This window comes from Rhodococcus sp. IEGM 1381 (assembly GCF_030056795.1).
Lineage (GTDB): Bacteria > Actinomycetota > Actinomycetes > Mycobacteriales > Mycobacteriaceae > Rhodococcoides.
The window spans coordinates 569,681-590,310 of sequence record NZ_JASHKQ010000001.1; the positions used below are offsets into that span (position 1 = coordinate 569,681).

General features: G+C 64.7%; 15 protein-coding genes. 5 read left to right on the plus strand and 10 right to left on the minus strand.

The window, feature by feature from the left end; translation table 11 throughout:
- Window positions 1–1,501 precede the first annotated feature (1,501 nt).
- The 4 genes from rsmG (at window position 1,502) to QM797_RS02790 (ending at window position 5,267) form a co-directional block, all read left to right on the plus strand.
- Window positions 1,502–2,179 carry a 16S rRNA (guanine(527)-N(7))-methyltransferase RsmG gene (gene rsmG, locus QM797_RS02775; RefSeq protein WP_283273601.1) on the plus strand — a complete coding sequence of 226 codons (678 nt, stop codon included), beginning with the start codon at window positions 1,502–1,504 and terminating at the stop codon, window positions 2,177–2,179.
- A gap of 80 nt (window positions 2,180–2,259) precedes the next feature.
- Window positions 2,260–3,270 carry a ParA family protein gene (locus QM797_RS02780; RefSeq protein WP_283273603.1) on the plus strand — a complete coding sequence of 337 codons (1,011 nt, stop codon included), beginning with the start codon at window positions 2,260–2,262 and terminating at the stop codon, window positions 3,268–3,270.
- A 4-nt stretch (window positions 3,271–3,274) separates the two neighbouring features.
- The gene (locus tag QM797_RS02785; protein ID WP_283273604.1) at window positions 3,275–4,351 is read left to right on the plus strand and encodes a ParB/RepB/Spo0J family partition protein; all 1,077 of its coding nucleotides are present in this window, start codon (window positions 3,275–3,277) and stop codon (window positions 4,349–4,351) included.
- Between the two features lie 235 nt (window positions 4,352–4,586).
- Window positions 4,587–5,267, plus strand: a complete 681-nt coding sequence (locus QM797_RS02790; protein ID WP_283273605.1) for a GNAT family N-acetyltransferase — start codon at window positions 4,587–4,589, stop codon at window positions 5,265–5,267.
- Between the two features lie 15 nt (window positions 5,268–5,282).
- Here QM797_RS02790 and QM797_RS02795 read toward each other — a convergent pair whose 3' ends face one another.
- The 8 genes from QM797_RS02795 to QM797_RS02830 all read right to left on the minus strand — a co-directional run bounded on the left by QM797_RS02795 (window position 5,283) and on the right by QM797_RS02830 (window position 16,741).
- Window positions 5,283–6,476, minus strand: coding sequence for an N-acetylmuramoyl-L-alanine amidase (locus QM797_RS02795; protein WP_283273606.1), 1,194 nt, complete (start codon window positions 6,474–6,476; stop codon window positions 5,283–5,285).
- 136 nt (window positions 6,477–6,612) lie between these two features.
- Complete coding sequence (gene trxA, locus QM797_RS02800; RefSeq protein ID WP_037152116.1) at window positions 6,613–6,945, minus strand: thioredoxin; 333 nt, start codon at window positions 6,943–6,945, stop codon at window positions 6,613–6,615.
- Between the two features lie 43 nt (window positions 6,946–6,988).
- Window positions 6,989–7,978, minus strand: a complete 990-nt coding sequence (gene trxB, locus QM797_RS02805) for a thioredoxin-disulfide reductase (protein ID WP_283273607.1) — start codon at window positions 7,976–7,978, stop codon at window positions 6,989–6,991.
- Between the two features lie 126 nt (window positions 7,979–8,104).
- A complete protein-coding gene (locus QM797_RS02810; protein WP_283273608.1) occupies window positions 8,105–8,842 on the minus strand; it encodes an RsmA family anti-sigma factor in 738 nt (245 codons plus the stop codon).
- A gap of 59 nt (window positions 8,843–8,901) precedes the next feature.
- On the minus strand, window positions 8,902–9,483 hold the full coding sequence (gene sigM, locus QM797_RS02815; RefSeq protein WP_052058538.1) for an RNA polymerase sigma factor SigM: 582 nt from the start codon (window positions 9,481–9,483) through the stop codon (window positions 8,902–8,904).
- 99 nt (window positions 9,484–9,582) lie between these two features.
- Complete coding sequence (locus tag QM797_RS02820) at window positions 9,583–13,764, minus strand: lipid II flippase MurJ (protein WP_283273609.1); 4,182 nt, start codon at window positions 13,762–13,764, stop codon at window positions 9,583–9,585.
- A complete protein-coding gene (locus QM797_RS02825; protein ID WP_283273610.1) occupies window positions 13,761–16,169 on the minus strand; it encodes a DUF6049 family protein in 2,409 nt (802 codons plus the stop codon). Before QM797_RS02825 ends, QM797_RS02820 begins: the two co-directional genes overlap by 4 nt.
- Entirely contained in the window at window positions 16,166–16,741 is a 576-nt protein-coding gene (locus tag QM797_RS02830) for an NUDIX hydrolase (RefSeq protein ID WP_283273612.1), read from the minus strand. The genes QM797_RS02825 and QM797_RS02830 overlap by 4 nt, the downstream gene beginning before the upstream one ends.
- A 101-nt stretch (window positions 16,742–16,842) precedes the next feature.
- Here QM797_RS02830 and QM797_RS02835 point away from each other — a divergent pair, with 101 nt between their 5' ends.
- Entirely contained in the window at window positions 16,843–18,309 is a 1,467-nt protein-coding gene (locus QM797_RS02835) for a CCA tRNA nucleotidyltransferase (protein ID WP_283273614.1), read from the plus strand.
- An 85-nt stretch (window positions 18,310–18,394) separates the two neighbouring features.
- Here the strand turns inward: QM797_RS02835 and QM797_RS02840 are convergent, their stop codons facing one another.
- Together QM797_RS02840 and QM797_RS02845 are read right to left on the minus strand one after the other, a co-directional pair.
- Window positions 18,395–19,681: an MFS transporter gene (locus QM797_RS02840; RefSeq protein ID WP_283273615.1), complete on the minus strand. Its 1,287-nt coding sequence runs from the start codon at window positions 19,679–19,681 to the stop codon at window positions 18,395–18,397.
- 10 nt (window positions 19,682–19,691) lie between these two features.
- The gene (locus QM797_RS02845) at window positions 19,692–20,630 is read right to left on the minus strand and encodes an NAD-dependent epimerase/dehydratase family protein (protein ID WP_283273616.1); all 939 of its coding nucleotides are present in this window, start codon (window positions 20,628–20,630) and stop codon (window positions 19,692–19,694) included.

Consider the following 20,630-nt stretch of genomic DNA (forward strand, 5'->3'; position numbering starts at 1 on the left):
AAAAGTAGGTGCCCGCAACGCTCATGGCCGAGTCGCGATGTTTCACGTGAAAGTAGGTTCACGTAAATCTGGTTCGAATCGAAATTCACTGCCTGTGGCCCGGAGCGATCATGAAGCGGGTCGCGGCATCGTGCGCTCGAGTCCAGGTGAGATTCTCTAGGTTTTGCACGATCGGAATATCCCGACTCGCGTGGGCTACGAACCGGAGTCATGGGCATAGCCGAGGACATGGTTCGGTGGAACCAGCGGCGAATGAGAATTTGATTCGATCTCACGCCCACCATCTCCCAGCGGATGGTCGACAGGACCTTTCGGGAGCAATCGAAGTATTGGTCAGTGGTTGCTCGGATACTGGGACATCGTGCGCACGGACATTCGAGTTCGTTGTCCGTCTGAGTGGCCTGCTCTGTAATCCTCGTTGCCGCGGCAGCTCGGTCTCCATCCTGGGTGTCGCCGCCCGCATCGAACTCACATGCAGTCGGGCTTCTCAGCAATGCGATACCGATTGCCTACGGACTATCTACTGCAGCCGGGCGTGGACCGCTTCCCCGGCTCGCCAACAGGTCGAGGATCTGTCACAGCGGGAATCAGACGCGACGATGTTCACGACAGAGCACAGAACTCCCGGTTCCCACAGGCCATTGCACGGCGCCGCCCTTCGGTGCGGAGCGAATTGGCGTGGGGTGATCGATCGGTTTCACGTGAAACATCGTTGTCGGCGGACCGTCGAGATGCTGAGCTGACGGCCTTCTCGAGACGAGCGGACCTGGGGTGTCCGCAGGATGGAAGTCGAAGCGTCGAATATGAAGAGTGTTTCGGTTTGTCGTCAGCTTCCGATTCAGACTCGATCCGCCCGGTTCACCCAGGGTCCTCCGCAATCGGGAGAAGGCTGCGCCAGGCGAATCCCAGGTAGGTCGAACTGGATACAGTTTCACGTTGACCACCGCTGCCAGCGATCTGTCGAGGTCCTGGAGACCCGAGGGATTTCTCGAGCTGATCGGGGTGCTTCCTAGAATGACGCTGGACAAATCGCACATGCAGTGATCGTCAGTGCGTCGACAGCGTCTCCCGCCAAACCAGCTTGGGTTACTTCTATCGAGTGTGTAGGGCTATCGGTCGAAAGCTGGATCATCAGATTCCTGCCCCCTTCGAACTGGAAGCAGTTTCACGTGAAACATCTCTGGGGTGCCGACAACTCTGGGCAACCCTCGTGACGGGTCATCGACCTGTGTCGAATCATCGCCCCGGCGACGCGTCCGGGGTTCACCATCGTCGGGCGTCGTGAAGTGCCGAGAGCCAAATCCGGATCTCGAGAGCGGAGTTTGGCAGACGCCGCCCTGGGTTTGGCAGCCGTACATGGTTGGGCATCCAACAGGAACGGCACCGCGTGGTTTGGGGAGTACACCGGAGAGCCCGACTATCAGAGCGGGACTCGGATCGGTGTGCCGCTTCGCGTAGTTACAGCGATGTCGTTTGGCGTTCCGCGCCCGGGCACGGGAAGATGTTTCACGTGGAACAAGAACGCTCGGATAGCACCCAGTTGATGGCAATCGCGGAGCAGGTATTCGGGGACCGACTCGAATTGGCCAGGCGGTATCACGACTCGCTGGCGACTGCGGGGGTCGAGCGGGGGCTCATCGGACCTCGAGAGGTTCCACGACTCTGGGAACGCCACATCCTCAACTGCGCGGCAATTGGCGAACTCATAGACGAGGGCGAGACCGTTGTGGACATCGGCAGCGGCGCGGGACTCCCCGGAATCCCGTTGGCAATTGCGAGGCCGGACTTACGTGTCACCCTGGTGGAGCCGCTTCTTCGCCGCACCGTGTACCTCGCCGAGTTCATCGAAGAACACGATCTGAACGTTCTGGTTGTGCGCGGTCGCGCAGAACAGCCCGGTGTGAAGAAGGAGGCGGGCGGTGCCGACGTGGTGACGTCGCGGGCGGTGGCACCGTTGGAGAAGCTCGCCAAATGGTCGCTTCCTCTCGTCCACGATCACGGTCGGATGCTGGCGCTGAAGGGATCGAGCGCCGGTGAGGAGATCGAGCGAGACCGGGCTTCCCTCACTCGGATGGGTGCTGGCAAGCTGGAGGTAGTGGAGTGCGGAGTGGGCCTACTTCCTACTCCTACCATCGTCGTCAGAGCGGTCCGTCAGCCTCGCAGACCGGGCCGCTACTGAGCTTCGGTTGCGGACTCATAGGTCCCGCGCTCGTCCCTATCGATCGTATTGAACAGTCAGTTCCGCACTAAGGAGCACATATGTCGGGTGGGTCCGATCCCGCTGTTTCACGTGAAACAGCATCCAAGAAGAACGCGTCCGACTCGGCCGAGTCGGCGCCGGCGGTGAAGAAGACTTCCGACTTCGAGTACACCAACGCGATCTCGCCCGACGACACTCCGATCGGTGCCGCGGCACATCGAGCCAGTCAGGTTCTGCACCCTGGATCGGTGTCGCTCCCGAAGCCGGCGAAGCGTCGCATGCTGACGATCGCCAATCAGAAGGGCGGGGTAGGCAAGACCACCACCGCCGTGAACCTGGCTGCCGCACTTGCGCTGCAGGGCCTGACGGTCCTGGTGGTCGATCTCGACCCCCAGGGCAACGCCAGTACCGCCCTGGGCGTCGAACACCACTCCGGTGTGCCGTCGAGCTACGAGGTGCTCATCGGTGAAGTCAGCGCCAAGGATGCCGTGCAGCAGAGCCCACACAGCGAACGACTGTTCTGCATTCCGGCGACAATCGATCTTGCTGGAGCCGAGATCGAGTTGGTGTCTATGGTTGCCCGTGAAGGCCGGTTGAAGACGGCCCTGTCGGTCAAGGAGCTCGCCGGAATCGATGCGGACTTCATCCTGATCGACTGCCCCCCGTCGCTGGGCCTGCTGACCGTCAACGCACTCGTTGCGGCGACGGAGGTACTCATTCCGATCCAATGCGAGTACTACGCACTCGAAGGAGTGGGACAACTTCTGCGCAATATCGAGCTGGTGCAGTCGCATTTGAACCCTGAACTTCATGTTTCCACGGTCATCCTGACGATGTACGACGGCCGCACGAAGTTGGCGGACCAGGTCGCGGAAGAGGTCCGCAAGCACTTCGGGGACGCCGTCCTGAAAGCCGTCATCCCTCGGAGCGTGAAGGTATCCGAGGCACCCGGTTACGGCATGACGGTGCTCGATTACGACCCCGGTTCACGAGGTGCGATGAGTTACCTGGACGCCGGACGAGAACTCGCCGCGCGGTCGGCCGGCATCGACGAAGCACGAAAGAAGTAAGTAGATGAGCCAAACGCGTAAAGGTGGCCTCGGCCGAGGTCTGGCCTCGCTCATTCCCACGGGTCCGGATGCCGGGCCGCGCCTCGGCAGCGCAGCCGCAGACGTGATCATCGGCGCGGATCGCAATGCCAAGGACAGGCCGGATACGTCCACAAAGCCGAAGCGCGCGCCGTCGGTCGACGACGCAACGGAGACCGCTACGGCTCCCACACCGACCCCGCCGGTGCTCAACGGAGACGACCTCTCCCCCGTCGGTGCCGTGTATCGCGAGATCGCACCGGATCGAATCGAAGCCAATCCGAAGCAGCCGAGACACGTCTTCGACGATGAATCTCTGGGTGAATTGGTGCACTCGATCCGCGAGTTCGGGCTCATGCAGCCCATCGTGGTTCGACTGGTTTCGGGTACCGCGGCCGACGGAGACGCGAAATATCAGCTCGTCATGGGCGAGCGTCGGTGGCGTGCAAGCCAGGAAGCCGGCCTCGAGACGATCCCCGCGATCGTGCGCGAGACGGCAGATGACGCGATGCTGCGCGATGCGTTGCTCGAAAACATCCATCGGGTGCAGCTCAATCCTCTCGAAGAGGCGGCGGCGTATCAGCAATTGCTCGAAGAATTCGACGTAACCCACGAGGAATTGGCCGCTAAAATCGGCCGTTCACGTCCGGTCGTGACCAACATGATTCGACTGTTGAAGCTACCGATTCCGGTGCAGCGCCGAGTGGCGGCAGGAGTTCTGTCGGCCGGGCACGCTCGTGCGCTGCTGTCGTTGGACGCAGGTTCCGATGCACAGGAGTCGTTGGCTGCGCGGATCGTTGCCGAAGGGCTGTCCGTCCGCGCGACCGAAGAAGCGGTCACCCTTGCCAATCGGGAAGATGGAACGAGCCCGGAACCGGCACTTCGACGTAAGCCGATTCAAATGCCGGGGCTTCAGGACGTCGCCGATAGGCTCTCCGATTCCTTCGATACGCGAGTGACGGTCAGCTTGGGCAAGCGAAAAGGCAAGATTGTGGTCGAGTTCGGGTCGGTGGACGACCTCGAAAGGATCGTCGAGATGATGGAAGCGCAGAAGAAAAAGTAGCGGCGTTTTTTCAGGACCAGACATACGCGGGTAAAACGTCACTGTGACGTAGCTCCGCGATCGACGGTCTCGAAAGTTGCAGTTGATGTCGAAAAAGATTGTCATGCAACACATTTCAGGGAAATGGTCCGCGCGGGCGGGTCGACGAACGGATCGCCTATTCTGGTCCAGTAACGGATCGGTTCCGAGACAGAATTTTCACGTTGGAACGAGTGCACGAAGGCTGAGGTAAGCGGTGTCGGCGATGGTGACCGGAGTGACACTCGGTTCGTTCGAGCATCTGCCGTCGCATTCGAGGCGCTGTAGCTTCTGGGTGCTCGATCCTGCATCGGAGGATTCGTCGGTCGACCTCGAGTTCGAGAACGAAGTGTGGTTATCGACCATCATGCTCGAGTGGGGATCATGTGGTCAGGTGTTGTCCGTCGACGGCAAGACGATCGGCTGCGCACTCTATTGCCCGCCCCGTGCCGTTCCGCGGGCGAGTACGTTTCCGACATCGCCCGTCAGTCACGACGCGGTTCTGCTGACACAACTACGGATCGATTCTCCGGAGGATGCCGATCTGCACTCGGCCACGCTGATTCAGGCGGTGGTGGGAGATCTCGTCAATCGAGGTGTTCGCGCCCTGGAGGCATTCGGCATTCGGCACAACGCCGACGACGCGGCGCCTGTGGTTCCGAATGCGACGGCACATCTGACGTGTTCGGCACCCACATGCATGATCGAAGCCGATTTTCTCGAGAAGGTCGGATTCGAAGTGGTTGCACCTCACCACAGATTTCCCAGGCTACGACTCGAGCTGGACCGGGATCACGGATGGAAGCAGGATGTCGAATCTGCACTGGAACAGTTGCTCATCGCAGCGAGCATCTCCGTCGTCGACATCGAGCAGAAGTCGACCGTCGGAGCCCGCTGACTCTCGAACAGGAGATCAGGGGCGATCGGCCGCGGCGAGTTCCTCGGCGAGCAATTCGGCGAACGTGAAGGTTCCGGTCGGCTGATCGTCCTGACCCAGGAGGTACAGACGTTTGACGGCGATCAGAATTGCCTCGGCGATGATGTCGCGGAACCGTGGGTCGCTCAGTACCTCGACGTCGGATTCGTTGGTGAGGTATCCGACGTCGATCTGAATGGTCGGCATGTTGGTCAGGCGCAACAGATCCCACGTCCGGCCGTGGCTGCGGCAATCGAGAAGCGGTGTGCGAGCGACAATTTCGCGCTGAACGTAGCTGGTGAGCACTTGCCCGATCATGGATGTGGAACCGTGCGAATTGCCGAAGTGGAAACTGGCGACGCCGTTGGCCACCGGGCTGGTGCTCGAGGCGCACCGGAGGGAGATCATCAGATCGGCACCCCAGGCATTGGCCGTCTCAGCGCGATCGGCCACGGAGGGATTGGTGCCACGGGCGCGGGAGAGGAACGTATCCATTCCGGTCGCAGCCATTCGGCCTTCGAGGCGACTGGCCAGGTCCCACAGGATTTCCGATTCGGAGACTCGACCCAGTGCCCCCTCGACGATGCGTCCGGTATCGGCGCCGCCGAGGTCGGGATCGATGACGATGCGCTTACCGGTCAGCTGTGGTCCCGACTTTCGGACGAGCTCTTCTTCGCTCATGGCATGCGGTGATCCACCGGTGACACGCGTTCCGAGAAGATCCAGCGAGCGCAACGTTGCCGGTCCGCAGATGCCATCCGGCGAAAGACCGATTTCGCGTTGGAACGAGGACAAGCCCTCGTGGGTGCGAGGGCCGAAGAAGCCGTCGACGCGTTCGTTGTAGAAACCGAGGTCCTGCAGTCGCGTCTGCAAGGAGGCGACGTCGTCTCCGTACAGCGGAGCGGACAACTGGTAGATGAGGGTTCGCGCGCCGAGGTGGTACGACGCTTCCTTCAATGCGCGATACGTGGCCGGGCCGACGACACCGTCGACCAACAGACCACGGTGCTGCTGGAATGCGCGTACGGCCCCACCGAGGGCACCGTCGAAGACGGAACCGGGAGCTGTCCAGTGACCGTCGTCCATCGGACCGGGCGGAACCACGGCCTCATGGAGAAAGCCGAGAGCCGACAGGGTGCCGCGGACCTCGGCGACGGCGGGTCCGGAATCGCCGTGACTGAGTTCCTGCATCCTCGAAACGCCTCCAGATCGTTCTGACTGCACCGCATCCAGATGCGGCTGATGTGCCGACGCTGGGCATCGGCACATCAGATGATTGTCGCAGAAAGACTGCCTTCCGCTGCAATCCACGCGATTCGGAGGTGAATCAGATAACGCCTTCGAGGTCCTTGAGCAGCGCGGCCTTGCCCTTGGCACCGACGATTTGCTTGACCGGCTTGCCACCCTGGAACAGGATGAGCGTCGGAATCGACATGACCTTGAAGTCGCGGGCGGCCTGCGGGTTGGCGTCGATGTCGAGCTTGGCGATCGTCAGCTTGTCCTTGTGCTCGGCGGCGATCTCCTCGAGAACCGGAGCGACCATCTTGCACGGGCCACACCAGGTTGCCCAGAAGTCGACGAGGACAGGCTTCTCGCTGGTCAGCACGTCGTCGGCGAACGATGCGTCGGTAATGGTGACTGTGCTCTTGTCGTCGGACATTTCTATCTCCTCGATGTTGGAAGCGGTGTGTGAAGGGGGCCGGTCAGGCGTTGACTGCGTCGACCGGCTGGTCGGCGTGTTCGAGCGTGTTGCTGGTGATGTCGCCCTGCTCGGCGAGCCAGCGTTCGGCGTCGATCGAGGCGGTACACCCGGTACCTGCGGCGGTGATCGCCTGCTGGTAGACGTGATCGACGAGGTCTCCGGCGGCGAAGACGCCCTCGACCGAGGTGGCCGAGGATGGGGACGCGACCTTGACGTAGCCGGCGTCGTCGAGGTCGACCTGACCCTTGACCAGCTCGTTACGGGGATCGTGGCCGATGGCGACGAACATCCCGGTGACATCGAGGGTCGTCTTCTCTCCGGTCTCGGCGTGCTCGAGCGAGATGCCGGTGACACTGGTGTCGCCGAGGACTTCGAGGACCTTGGTGTCGGTGAGGAAGCGGATCTTGTCGTTGTTCTTGGCACGCTCGAGCATGATGCGTGACGCGCGGAACTCACTGCGCCGGTGCACGATCGTGACGCTACGAGCGAACCGGGTGAGGAAGGTCGCCTCCTCCATCGCCGAGTCGCCACCACCGATGACGGCAATGTCCTGGTCGCGGAAGAAGAAGCCGTCGCAGGTTGCGCAGGCGCTGACGCCGCGTCCCAGAAGCTTTTCCTCGCCCGGGATCGACAGGTAGCGTGCTGCTGCACCCATGGCGAGGATGATCGCGCGCGCCTGGTACGTCTCGCCGCCCGCGGAGACGGTCTTGATCGGACCGGTCAGCTCGAGCTCTTCGACGTCCTCGGTGCGGATGTCGGCACCGAATCGCTTCGCCTGCTCGCGCATCTGCTCCATCAGATCGGGGCCCATGATGCCCTCACGGAACCCGGGGAAGTTCTCGACCTCGGTGGTCGTCATGAGTGCTCCACCGAACTGGGTTCCCTCGAACAGGATCGGTTCGAGCTCCGCGCGGGCCGCGTAGACACCGGCGGTATATCCGGCCGGTCCCGAACCGACGATGATGAGATCGTGAACCTTGGGGGTACTCAATGCAGACCTTCCGATCTTGTGCGGCGTGTACTGGCCGCCGACAGCCGAGTGCACACTGCACGCGCCGGTCGACGTACATCTGGTCAACACCACCCTAGAGGCAGTTGTTCCCCGGAGAGAGTTGTGTCAGCCGATATCGCGCCGAGTCAGCACATCGGGGTTGGTACCGCCGCAGTCGTTGCCCACGGCCAGGGCGATGAACTGGGCCGGCTGCGCGCCCGCCAGCACCAGCAGGGTCCCGTCTCGGCCGTCGATCCTGACCTGAGTGGATCCGAGGACCGGCGTTGCGGGGTCGACGTCGTTGGCCGCCAGACACGCCTCGAGGTCGGCCGGATCCGACAGGGCACCGGCATCACGCTTGCCGAGAATGCTGAATGCGAAACCGGAGTCGAGGTCGGCGGAATCGAGGATCAGCGATTCCTCGGGTGCCGATGACGGTTCTGCGGCAACGGATTCGGGTGCGTCCGGGGTGCGCCACACCGCTGCGAACACGACCGAACCGGCAGCGAGAAGCGCTGCGGCAGCGGCAATTCCGAGAACGACATGACCCCTGCGGGACCGGAGCGGTACGACAACCGGATCGCTGAACTGAGGACCGGATTGCTCGACGGAATAGATCGTGCGATCGATCCGTTCGACGACGTCGGGCGGAATCGACAACGTCCCGGTCGGATCCTCGCCCACCTCGTTCAGCCGAGCCGACACCGCGTCGAGACCGGCGAGGATCTGCATCGACTCCTCGTCGCGACGGACCAGCGGCCACAGCCGGCTGCTGACATCCTCCGGAAGGGCATCGGCATGCAGTTCGGCCAACAGCTCCGGCGAGAACGGGGCATCGGGTAGCGCATCGGTGCTCGACGACACGTTCCTGCCTCCCTTCGCCGAATCTGCTTTCTCTCTCACACGATATAGACGCGAGGGGCCTAGATTCGGTTCCCCGCGTCTTTCAAGTAGGCGAGCTGCGTCGACAGTTTGAGTCGACCACGTGCGCATCGACTCTTGACGGTACCGGTGGGAACGCCGAGCAGAACGGCAGCGTCGGCCACCGAGTAGCCCTCCATGTCCACGATGACGACGGCTGCACGCTGATCGGGCGGCAGCGTCATCAGAGCCTGCCGAACCAGAATGGTGGTCTCCGTCTCGGAGATGCGGTCCCTGGGGGACGCGGGCTCGTGACTTTCGTTCTCGCTCAACGGAACCGAGGGCCGCACCTTGTTGCGGCGGATGCGGTCCAGGCAGGCGTTGACGACGATCTTGTGCAACCAGCTGCGGACGGCGGCGTCGGCGCGGAACGACCCGGCCGTGCGATGGGCGGAAAGCAGCGCCTCCTGCAGAGCATCGGAGGCGTCCTCGGGTGTGTAGCTCGTGCGACGAGCCGTCAGCCACAGATGCTCGTGGTGTCGGTAGATCAATGTTGCGAATGCGTTCGGCTCCCCGGCCGCATGAGCAGCCAGAAGTTCCGCATCCGTGCGCTCCCCTAGCGCCGAATCGATACGTTCGGTCATACGAAAACGGCTCCCCCCGTGTTAACGCATTGGGGGGAGCCTAGGCCATGGAGACCGTGAAGTACGAAACAAGCCCGTATTACGTACCGAGCGTCGGGTCTAAGTGTCGAAACCGATCCCGGAGATCGACGTGGCGATGCGGCCGCCCTGCTCTCCGAGTGTGGTGATCCAGACGAGCACGTTGCCGGTGGGCTCGGCGTCGTCGAGGGCGATATCGGTTCGGCCGTTCTGCAGGGTGGCTTCACCGAGCAGAGTGGTGTCGCTCAGGCCGGGAGAGTCGTTCGGTGCCGACCTGATCTCGACAACCGTTCCCGGGGACGTCGACTCGATCCACGCATTCTTCAGCGCGGTCGACGGAATGGTGACGAGCAGGCCCACGCCGTTCTTCAGAGCGGGGAACTGCTGGAAGTACGAGTCGGTCGTCCACGCCGTACTGGGATCGTTGTCGATCACGTTGGAAGCCGTGCCGGGGTTGTCGGCCGAACCCTGCGGCGAGAAGACACTGACACCGCTCGAGGCAACGGGCCCACCAGTCTCGGCAGGGGGCGCAGCAGTATCGCCTGCGGGAGGGGCCGCCGCCGGAGTGGTCAGGCCGAATTCCTGGCTGTCGAGGGGCGCATCCGTGCTGTCACCGGCGATCGAGGTGAACAGCCAATAGCCCGCGAACGCCAGAATGACGACCGTCAACGCACCGAGTATTGCGATGGCGATATTGGTGCGGGTCGATTTGGCCTTCTCGGCGGCAATGTCCTCGGGGTCGGCGAGCGAATGCCCGGTGGCCCCCGGTGCGCGCTGCCCCAGTCGCAGAGCCGGCATCAGATCGGTCTTGTCGTTGACGACAGCTGCCTGATCGAGGACGTGCTGCACGGTGGCAGCAGTGCGGATGCCACTGTTCTGCTCCAGCGCCCGCACTGCGACAGCGGAGATCTCGAACGGAACATCGGGACGAACCTGCCTCGGCTCGAGCGGCGCGCCCTTGTCGTCCCGGTCGGCCGGTCGCATGCCGCCGACGCTGCGAGCCGGAGCCGCATCACCGGACACGACCGATCCACCGGTGGTGTCGGACAGCGGCCACCTGGCCGTGATCAGGGCGTAGAGCATGGCACCGAGACCGCGGACGTCCGAACTCGGATCGGCGTCGGCGAGAGTGGCCGGGAACGCGAGGACGGCATTGCCGCTGGAGCTGATGCGCACGCGATCGGGGTGATCGATCGACAGGGCACCGCCGCTGCGGTGTGCTGCCTCGGCCGCCGCAGCCAGAACCTTGATGGCGCGAGCAGCCCCGGTGGGTGCAGGCACGGTGTCGGCCATTTCGCGCAGCGAGCGGCCGGGCGTCCACTCCGCGACGACGATGCCGCCGGAGCTGCCACGCACCACGTCGAGCACGCGCGCCAGCCCGGGAGAATTGATCCGACCAAGGCGCAGGGTGCGCGAGAGGATCGCCTGCGGACCCTCGGTGCGATCGTTGGGTGACGCGGTGGACTGCTGATCGGCATCGACGAACGTCAGCGCCACCTCGCGGTCCAGCTTGACGTCGTGGGCCTGCCAGAACTTGAGTCCGCGTGCGCCGCCGTGCGGAGCCAGGAGTCGATACCGTCCTCCAGCGACGGAGGCGCCGGGAATGAGCGTCGGGCCCCGAAGAGTCCGCTCGGGAGCGGGGGCAGCCGCACCGGTCGCCTCGGACTTGTCAGCGGTGGTCTTCTCCGTCGTCTTGTCCGTGGTCGGAGCCGTTGCCGTGTCCTCGGAAACGGCCTCGGGCTTCGAGTCCTTGTCTGTTGTCTTCTTGTCGGCGGGGCTTTCGACCGGCAGTTGTGCCTTCGAGATCGAGACGGTCTTGTCCGTCGGGCGCGAGGCCAGAGCGGACTTGGAAATGGAGACCGTTCGATCGACCGGCTTCGGAGCAGGCTGGGTGGCGGCGGTCTTGTCGCTGCTGGCCTTGCCATCCGATTCGACCGCGTCGGCCGTCTCTGCCGACTTCTCGCTGCCCTTGTCGGAATCCTCAGCAGCCTTCGGTGCCTCGGAGGACACAGGAGTGTTGGCCTTGGTGGGAGCCGCTGTCTTGGCCGGTGTCGTGGGCTCGGCCTTCACAGGCTCGGTGCGGTCCTGGGTGTCGACTTCGACTCCGCCGCTCGTTCGGTCGGCTTCGTTTGCTGGAGACTGTGCCGGCCCCCCAGCAACATCGTCGTCGGTCACTGTCACTCCTTCAGGCGAATATGCCCCGTGTTGTTCTGCAAACGGTCGACCCGTGTGGGCGTGTGCCCCCGGGTGCCGAGGACCAGGGTACGGGAGCCGATCCCGCGCAGTGTCCCATGTGGGCTCGGTTCGAATAACGGGAATCACGCCGGTTTCTGCAGCGGCCAGATCGGCGTCTCGGTCGGCGGGCGCGCCACGGAATCTACGAACGACGCGGCTCAGGGCCACCGTGACCGCCAGGACTTCGGGAATCTTGCCGAACCAGAGGATCGAGAACGTGATGCCGAGCATCACGATGGCGTCGATCGCGACGCGGACGAAGTTTCCGATCCAGCCGTTCGTCAGGGCGTCGAGCCCGAGGATCCGGTCGATCGCGAGCATGGCAGCGCCGCCGGCCAGCGACGCGATGAGGACCAGCCAGATGGTTTTGCCGACGTTGGCCATCCGCAGGTTGCCCAGGCTCTTGTGCAGCAGGTATCCGCCGATGACCGCGCCGACGGTGTAGCCGAGGCCGGTGGCCGTTCCGAGGAGCAGCACCACCTGGTCCGGATCCGACGCGACGATCGGGGCCAGGAGCGACAGGCCGATCTTCACGGCGGTGATGCCGAGGATGATCCAGGTCGGTGTCCAGGCCTGTTCACGTGCGTAGAAGACACGCAGATGGATCAGCACCAGGGCGTACGGGATGAGGGAGAACGCCGACCAGCTGACGGCCTCACCGAGTCGGCTCGCGACATCGGCGAATCGGCCGATCCCGTACAGCGCCTCGCCGACCCACGGACCCGCGAAGGTCAGGAACACCACGATCGGGACCAGCGCGACCATCGTCAGCCGGGTGGCGACCGAGAGATCGTCGACGACGGATGGTGTGTCTCCGTTGGCGGCGTTGCGGCTGAGTCTGGGCATGATGGCCGTCAGAACCGTCACGCCGAGGATGCCGTAGGGCAGCTGCAGCACGATCCAGGCCTGCGAATAGATCGTGTTGCTTGCATCGTCGGTGCCCGACGCAATATTGGTGGCGACGATCAGACCGACCTGACTGACGACCACGTAGAGCACGATCGCCGCGGCCATCGCGCCGAACTTCTTGAGGCGCTCGTCGAATCCCCACAGCGGGCGCAGGTCGATGCGTTCGCGCCGCAGCGCGGGAATCAGCGCCAGTACCTGCGTGATGACACCCGTGGTGACGCCGAGGCCGATGACCAGCACCTGCGTGGTGCTCATCTCGTTCGGATTCAGTGTGGGGTCGTCCGGAATCAGGAAGTAGATGCCGAACACCGCGAGTACGACCAGGTTGTTGAACACCGGTGCCCACGCGCCGGGCTTGAAATTCTGTCTGGTGTTCAGCACCGCGGTGAGCAGGCCGGACAGTCCGTAGAACAGCAACGCCGGAAGTACCAGGTACGTCAGCGAGATGGTCAGGTCCTCGTTGACCTTCGGATCTCCCGACAGCATCAGCCGCGCCAGCAGTGGCGCGGCCATCGTGGCCCCGAGCGCCACGGTTCCGAGGAGTGCCACCGCGATGGTGAAGAGGCGTCGAACGAATGCCCGCCCGCCGTCGGCGTCCTCCTGCTCGGCCCGGACCAGCACCGGAACGACGATGGCTCCCAGTACCGCGCCGAGGACCAGCTCGGAGATCATGTTCGGCAGAATCGTCGAGACGGTGAATGCGCTGGCCAGCCCTGCGCCGAGGGTGGCCGTCATGGCGACCTGCTTGGCGAATCCGGTGATGCGGCTGACCAGGGTTGCTACCGCAATGGATCCCGACGCGGCCAATAACGACTTCTGCGGCCGCGGCTCGGGCTGCGGTGCGGGTCCTGTCCCGCCCGGCGGAATCCTCGTCGGAGGAACCGTTCCCGACGGCGCCTGGGGGTAGTCCTCGTCGCGGAACCGCGGGATGAGTTGGGTGACGGCGTCGTCGGCGGCCGGTTGACCGTCGAGCGGGGGCGGTGCCGGGTACGAGCGCAGCTCGGGAGCCGACTGCCGCTCCCAGGGTGCCGACCGCGGTGGCGTCGTACGCCGGAAAACCTGCGCTGCCGGCATACGCGACCTCGGCAGGTCCCCGTCGTACGGGACGTTTCCTGTCATGGTCTCTCGTACCCTTCGTCGGCCGGGTCGGGTTGGCCTCTGAATCGATGCCAGAGTCGTCGACCTGCAAGTAACAGTAGGAGAGCGCCGGCGCAAGCGGTAATTATGGCCAGCGCTTGGCCGTACGCGTTCGACCGTACGGACACCGTGGACACTTCGCCGAGCCTGCTGCCGTCGAGCGCGGTCACGGAGAAGTCGACCGACAGGTTGCGGGTGGCGTCTACCTCTGCCGGGACGGTGATGGTTCGTGATCCACGGGCCGGGAGCTGGGTGACGCCGACGTCACTGATCGTCATTTCCGGTGGCGCATCGACTCGAAGCAGCACGTTGACCGGCATCGGCAGGTCGTTGCGCGCGACGAGCAGCAACGGGCTCTGCTCGGAAGCGAGGGTGTACACGCCGCCGGGCGCGAGCACGGTCACCGATCCGTAGATGGTGTCGATGCCGATCCGGGTCGCGGCGAGTCGGGTGAATGCCATAGTGCCGGTCTTGTCGGCCATCGAACTGGCTCGGCCCGCCGTCGAGAGTGCGCGGAGCATATCTTCGCGCAGCGGCGCCGTGAACAGACGCGGGGTCAGCGCCGACTGGGGATCCTCGACCAGCGACTGCATCAGGGTCCCGATCCGAGCGCTCTGCGAACGCACCAGGTCCACGGTGCCGGTATCGAGTTCGGTGGCCGCATCGACGCTGCTCACCGGGGTGCCCGAGGTGGGCTCGGCCATCAGTTGGGAGAGCGGGCGGGGCGTCGCCAACCCGGAACGCAGCAGCGAGGACACCGTCGACAGAATGGCCGACGGCTCGTCTCCCCCCGCGGTCCAGTACTGCGGGGGTGCGACCGTGACGCTGCGCCCGGGTCGATCGGTGCCGACGAGAGCATGGAAGTTGACGGCGCCGAGTGCGTCCTGCAACCGCGCCGTGCGGGAGTCCGTGTCGAGGTCGTAGCGCTCCTCGGCGGGAGTGAGGGCAGGAGTGGACGGGGTGTCGCCCACACCGGCCAGTGCCGCTGCGGTGGCGGCGTCGTAGTGGGCGGCGGCCAGCCTGGTGGTCGATGCCGGGTCTGTGGCGGGCACATTCGTCGACAGCAGCTGGGCCATCGGTGCCGATGTCGGCGGGCTGATGCTGTTGTCGGCGACCAGCACGGTCCCGGTGCCCGCGGCGCGCAGGGCGTCGGCGGTGTCTGCGTCCACGCCTCCGGTGGTGCTCCACGTGAAACCCCGCGTCGAGGTGATGCCGAGGATGCCGTCGACGATGTCCGCAGGCCCTCTGATCGCCCCGTCGATCAGCGAGGCGTCGCCGATGTCGGCCACTGCCCCCAGGTCGGTTTGCGCGAACGGCATCGCAGTCACGCAGGTGCTCGACGCGATGGTTTCGAGACGGGACAGCCACTCGGTCGCGGCCGCGCTTCCGGTGCCGTCCCGAGCGGTGCTCGCGGGATCAGCCGGGTTGTCGACGACGAGATAGCCGCGGGTCATGTTCGAGACGGTGACGAGCAGGTCGGGATCGATGCCGATACACAGGCTCGACGCGAGGTTGCCGCCGGGATCGAGGCCCGGTTTCGTTGCGAATTCCACGGCCTTGAGGAGGGTGTCCAGCCGACCGCCCGAGGCGAGTTCTCCGGCCAGCTCGTCGTCGATCAGTCGCACTCGCTCGTCGACCGAGCCGGGTATTCCGGCGGCGAGGCGCGGGATGTCGGCCAGTGGCCACAGCACGGTCATCGCGACGGGGTTTCGGGTGTTCGGCGGCAACGGCGCCGCGTCGGGGGCGACGGGGTCCAGCTCACCGGGATTGCGGGGCAGGCCGACGACGGGGAGCAGGAAGCGTGCGTCGTCGAGTCGTGCGGTTCCGCCGTACTCAGGTGTGCCGTTGACGTTCAGCAGCAGCGGGTACACACCGGGCGTCACGATTCCGAGCGAAGGTTGGGTGGTGCTGCGCAGCTGCATCGACAGGTCGAACTGGCGACTCTCGTCGGTCTCCAGCGACTGCGCGACCGTGACGAAATCGCCGACGCGATCGAATCTTTCCTGGTCGAGAGTCAGCGAGGTTCGTAGGCCTGCCGTGGTGTCGATCGCGGCCGAAGCCTGCATGCGGACACTGACGTCGTCGACGCGTCGATCTCCGGTGTTGGTCACCGTGGCCCGGACGGTTACGAACGGATCGCTGCTGGTGGTGACGGTCGACGGGGCGACGGTTTCGATGCTCAGCGTCAGAAAGGGGTTGCCGGCCTGCGTCATCGGAGTGTCGGGAACGGCGCTGGTGGAGACGATATCGCCGACGGACGCGTCGGGCTGAGCGATGGCCATCGGAAGCTGCGTGGGGACGACCGCTGTCACACCTACGGCCGGTGCCACCGCAAGGAGGAACGAGGTCAATGCGGCGGCAGTGACCTTCCGAGCCCGCACGATCACTTCTCGCCGGGGGTCGGTGCGCTCGAGTTCCCGTTGTTCGTGTCGTCGTCGTTCATGTCATCGATGAGGCGGGTGGCGATAGCGGCGAGTTTGCGTTCGTCTGCGTAGGCGAGTCGCGACGGCAGTTCGCTAAGCGGTACCCAGGCGACTTCGGTGACTTCCAGATCCTCGTCCGAGAGTTCGCCGCCGAGGAATCGGAGAAGATAGTGGTGGACGGTCTTGTGGACGCGTCGGCCCTCGGTGACGAACCAGTAGTCGATGCTGCCCAGCGACGCCAGGACGGTTCCGCGAATGCCGGTTTCCTCGGCCACCTCGCGCATGGCCGTCTGTTCGGCGGTTTCGCCTTGCTCGATATGACCCTTGGGCAGGGACCAGAGAAGCCGTCCCCGACGGTCGGTACGCCCGATCAGGGCGGCGCAGCGGGTAGCGGGCGGACCGTCGAGGCCATCGACCACCAGGCCGCCTGCCGAGGTTTCGCGGACGGTCCGCAGTTTGGGTGCTTCGGTGTCGGCGCGTGCCTGACGCCGCCGCGGGTTGCGGCGACTCCTGTTCGATCGTTCGGCAGCAGACACCCGATCCATACTAGTTGCCCTTGCGCACTCTTCGACCGTGCCGCACCGCGGTCAATGGCCGAGACAATCGAGTCCTCGCTGCGCCAGTAGGCTCTTCCACCGTGGCCGATCAGTCCCTGTCTTCCGTTTCCGCCGAGCAGACCCATGCCCGCCGGGAGAGGTTGCTGGCCGGAGCGGCGGTCACGCTGCGCGAGCTTGCTCCGGTGTTGACTCCGCTCGGCGCTCTGTTCGCGGCCGCCGGGCACGAGCTGTATCTCGTCGGCGGAACGGTGCGCGACGCGGTTCTCGGTCGACTCGGCACAGATCTGGATTTCACCACCGACGCCAGGCCCGAGGACGTACAGGCGATGCTGTCGGGCTGGGCGGACCATCAGTGGGACACGGGCATCGCGTTCGGCACCATCAGTGCGGCCAAGGACGGCCAGCAGATCGAGATCACCACCTACCGCACCGATTCCTACGATCAGGTCTCCCGCAATCCCGAGGTGCAGTACGGCAGCAGCGTCGAAGAGGACCTCGTTCGACGCGATTTCACGGTCAATGCCATGGCCGTTCGCCTGGGTGCCGACGGCGCCCAGGAGTTCGTCGATCCGCTCGGCGGGATGGATGCGCTGCTCGAGGGCGTACTCGACACGCCGTCGGCACCGGAGGTCTCCTTCGGCGACGATCCCCTCCGCATGCTGCGTGCCGCGAGGTTCGTCTCCCAGCTCGGATTCTCGCTGATGCCCCGGGTGCACCGGGCCATCGAGGACATGGCGGATCAGATCGACCGGATCACGGCCGAGCGCATCCAGGTGGAGCTGGACAAGCTGATGCTCGGCGCGCACCCGATAGACGGCATCGACGTGATGTGCGAGACGGGGTTGGCGCAGCGGATCATCCCCGAGGTTCCCAACATGAAGCTCGAGATCGACGAGCATCACCAACACAAGGACGTGTACACGCACTCACTGACGGTGCTCAAGCAAGCGATCGATCTCGAGGACGGCGATCCGGATCTCGTATTGCGTTGGGCTGCACTGCTTCACGACATCGGCAAGCCCGATACCAAGCGTAACGAGCCGGGCGGTGGAGTGAGTTTCCATCACCACGAGGTCGTCGGTGCCAAGTTGGTGCGAAAGCGTATGCGCGCCTTGAAGTATTCCAAGAAGATGATCGAGGAAGTCTCGCATCTGGTGTTCCTGCACCTGCGATTCCACGGCTACGGCAAGGGTCAGTGGACCGACTCCGCCGTCCGCCGCTACGCCACCGATGCGGGTGAGCTACTCCCCAAGTTGCACAAGCTCGTTCGAGCCGATTCGACCACCAGGAACAAGCGGCGAGCAGCCGCGCTGCAGGCGACGTACGACGATCTCGAAGAGCGCATCGCCCGAATCGCCGAGCAGGAGGATCTGGCGCGGGTACGCCCCGATCTCGACGGCAACGCGATCATGGAGTTGCTCGGCATCCCGGCCGGTCCCGACGTGGGCAAGGCATGGAAGTTCTTGAAGGAACTTCGACTCGATCGGGGACCACTCCCCCGCGAGGACGCCGAGGCCGCGCTGCTCGAGTGGTGGCCTACGCACTAGGCGCGTCCCGCGCACGTGCGCGGAAGTTCGTGACCCACTACGAATTTCCACTTACGTCGAGCGAAGCTCGGGAAGTTTCACCACGTCAGCGCCGTGTGCGCCTACTGACGACGGCCACGGCGACCAATCCGAGGGCGTAGAGGCCCGCTCCGACGAACACCAGGGCGTGTGCTGTCGGATCCTGGCTCAGATCGGTGGTGGTGGGCCCGACGGCGAATGCCGCAGCGGCCAGAGCGCCGACGAACGCGATGTTGAAGACCGTGTCCTGCAGAGCGAACACCCGCCCGCGATGGGCATCGTCGATCTCGATCTGCATGGCGGCGTCACCGCTGAGTTTGACGGTCTGCCCGGCGATCCCGAGAAAGAAGGCTCCGATCAGCAGGCTGTTCTGCGTCAGTCCGGAGACGGCTCCGAGCTGGGCCGCCATGGCGAGGGCGAGAGCGGTGGCGATCGTGGGGGTCCGTCCGAACCGCGGCACGACGAACGGGGTGATGACGGCGGCGAGGAACATGCCGACGGCCGTGGCACCGACGGCTATCCCGAAGCCCGCGAGCCCTCCGGGCAAGGTGCTCGCGGTGGCCTCGCGCAGAACCAAGACCATGATCAACGTGTTGATGCCGAACACCACGCGGTGTGCGCCGATACCGATCATCGCGGCCGTTACTCCGGGCGCCTGCCATACGGCGAGAGCCCCCGACTTCAGTCCGGCAGCAACATCTTCGACGGGATTGTCGGTTCGGATCTCGGTGCCCGGTCCGAGTGACCGTGGTCGGAAGCGCGCCGCCGCGATCGCCCCGACGATCGACCCGGTGGCGGCGACACCCACTGCGACACCCGAGCCGAGATCGCCGGCACCGACGATGCTGATCACGGCGACGGCGAGACCGGCACCGGCGGCAGCGAAACCGGACCCGACGGTGGCCAATACCGAGTTCATCGGGACCAACCACGACTGCCGAACCACGTGGGGCAGTGAGGCAGAGGCCCCGGCAAGGACGAACCTGCTCAGCCCGACGGTGGCCAGCGCCAACAGCAACAACGGCGTCGCGCCGACCCCGGCGCACAGCAGGATGGCGGTAGCCACGATCAGCACGATGCGAACAATGTTCGCCCACAACAGAACCGACCGACGGTCCCAGCGATCCAGAAGGGCACCGGCGAAAGGCCCGACCAGTGAATACGGTACGAGCAGCACCGCAAATCCGGCCGCGATCTCAGCTGGATTCGTCGCGCGCTCGGGATTGAACAGGATCGCGCCGCTCAGTGCCGCCTGGAACAATCCGTCACCGAACTGCCCGGCGAACCGAACGGTGGTGAGCTTGCCGACTCCCGGCGACTCGCGTAGGCGGGTACGGAAGGAGGCGTCGTTCACCGAGGAGACTCTAGTTGCCGCTGGCCACCGCAGGAACCGCAGCCTTCCACCACGCCATCGTTGCGGCGGTGCCGTCGGCGAGCGAGGTGGGTTCGAGTCCCAGCATCGTCTCGCTGCGGCTCGAGTCGAGGACGTAGGGGTAGCGGAACTGGTAGAGGGTGTCGCCGAGCTCCTTCATCGGCCCTGGCACGACGCTCAGTGTGCGCATCACCCAGGCCGGAATGGTGCCTACCTTGGGCGTGGGCACGTGGGCCGCGGCGGAGAACATCTCGATCATCGACCGCTGCGATACCGCCGGAGCGGTAGGTGCGTGCAGGACGGTGTTCCAGGTCGTCGGTGACGCGGCCGCGGTGATCATCGACGCGGCGAGATCCGGTACGTAGGTGAACGAGTGGGGTAGGTCTGCGGAGGCGATGACGCGGACGGTCTTGCCGGACAGAATGGGCGCGATCACCCTCTCGCCCATGTGGGACGTCATGACGCGAGGCCCGTAGAAGTCCGAGGCAGCGACGCTGATAGTAGGAGTCGAGTGCTTCTCGCGGGCCGCCAGGAGCTGCGTCCGCACACCCAACTTGCGGTAGGTGGCGTCGCGGGGAGTGTCCTCGCGGATCGGACCGTCGACTCGGCCGTAGGCGTACAGACTTTCGGGGAACGCGACGATCGTGCCCGCGGCCGCGTCGAGCACCCGCTTTTCCATCGCTTCGAGCTTGTCCCGCCAGACCGTGTCGTCGTAGGCGGCGTGCGTGCAGTGGTAGACAGCGGTGGCACCGTCGATGTGGGGTCGTAGGTCGTCGGACTCGATGTCCACCGATCGTCGCTCGATCATCGGGTGCTCGGGCCCGCTACCGGAGCGCGTGAGGATTCGGACCGAATGGCCCTGCGCAGCAAGTTGTTCGGCAACGGTCCAGCCGACGGGCCCGGCTCCGGTGACGACGTGTAACTCGGCCAT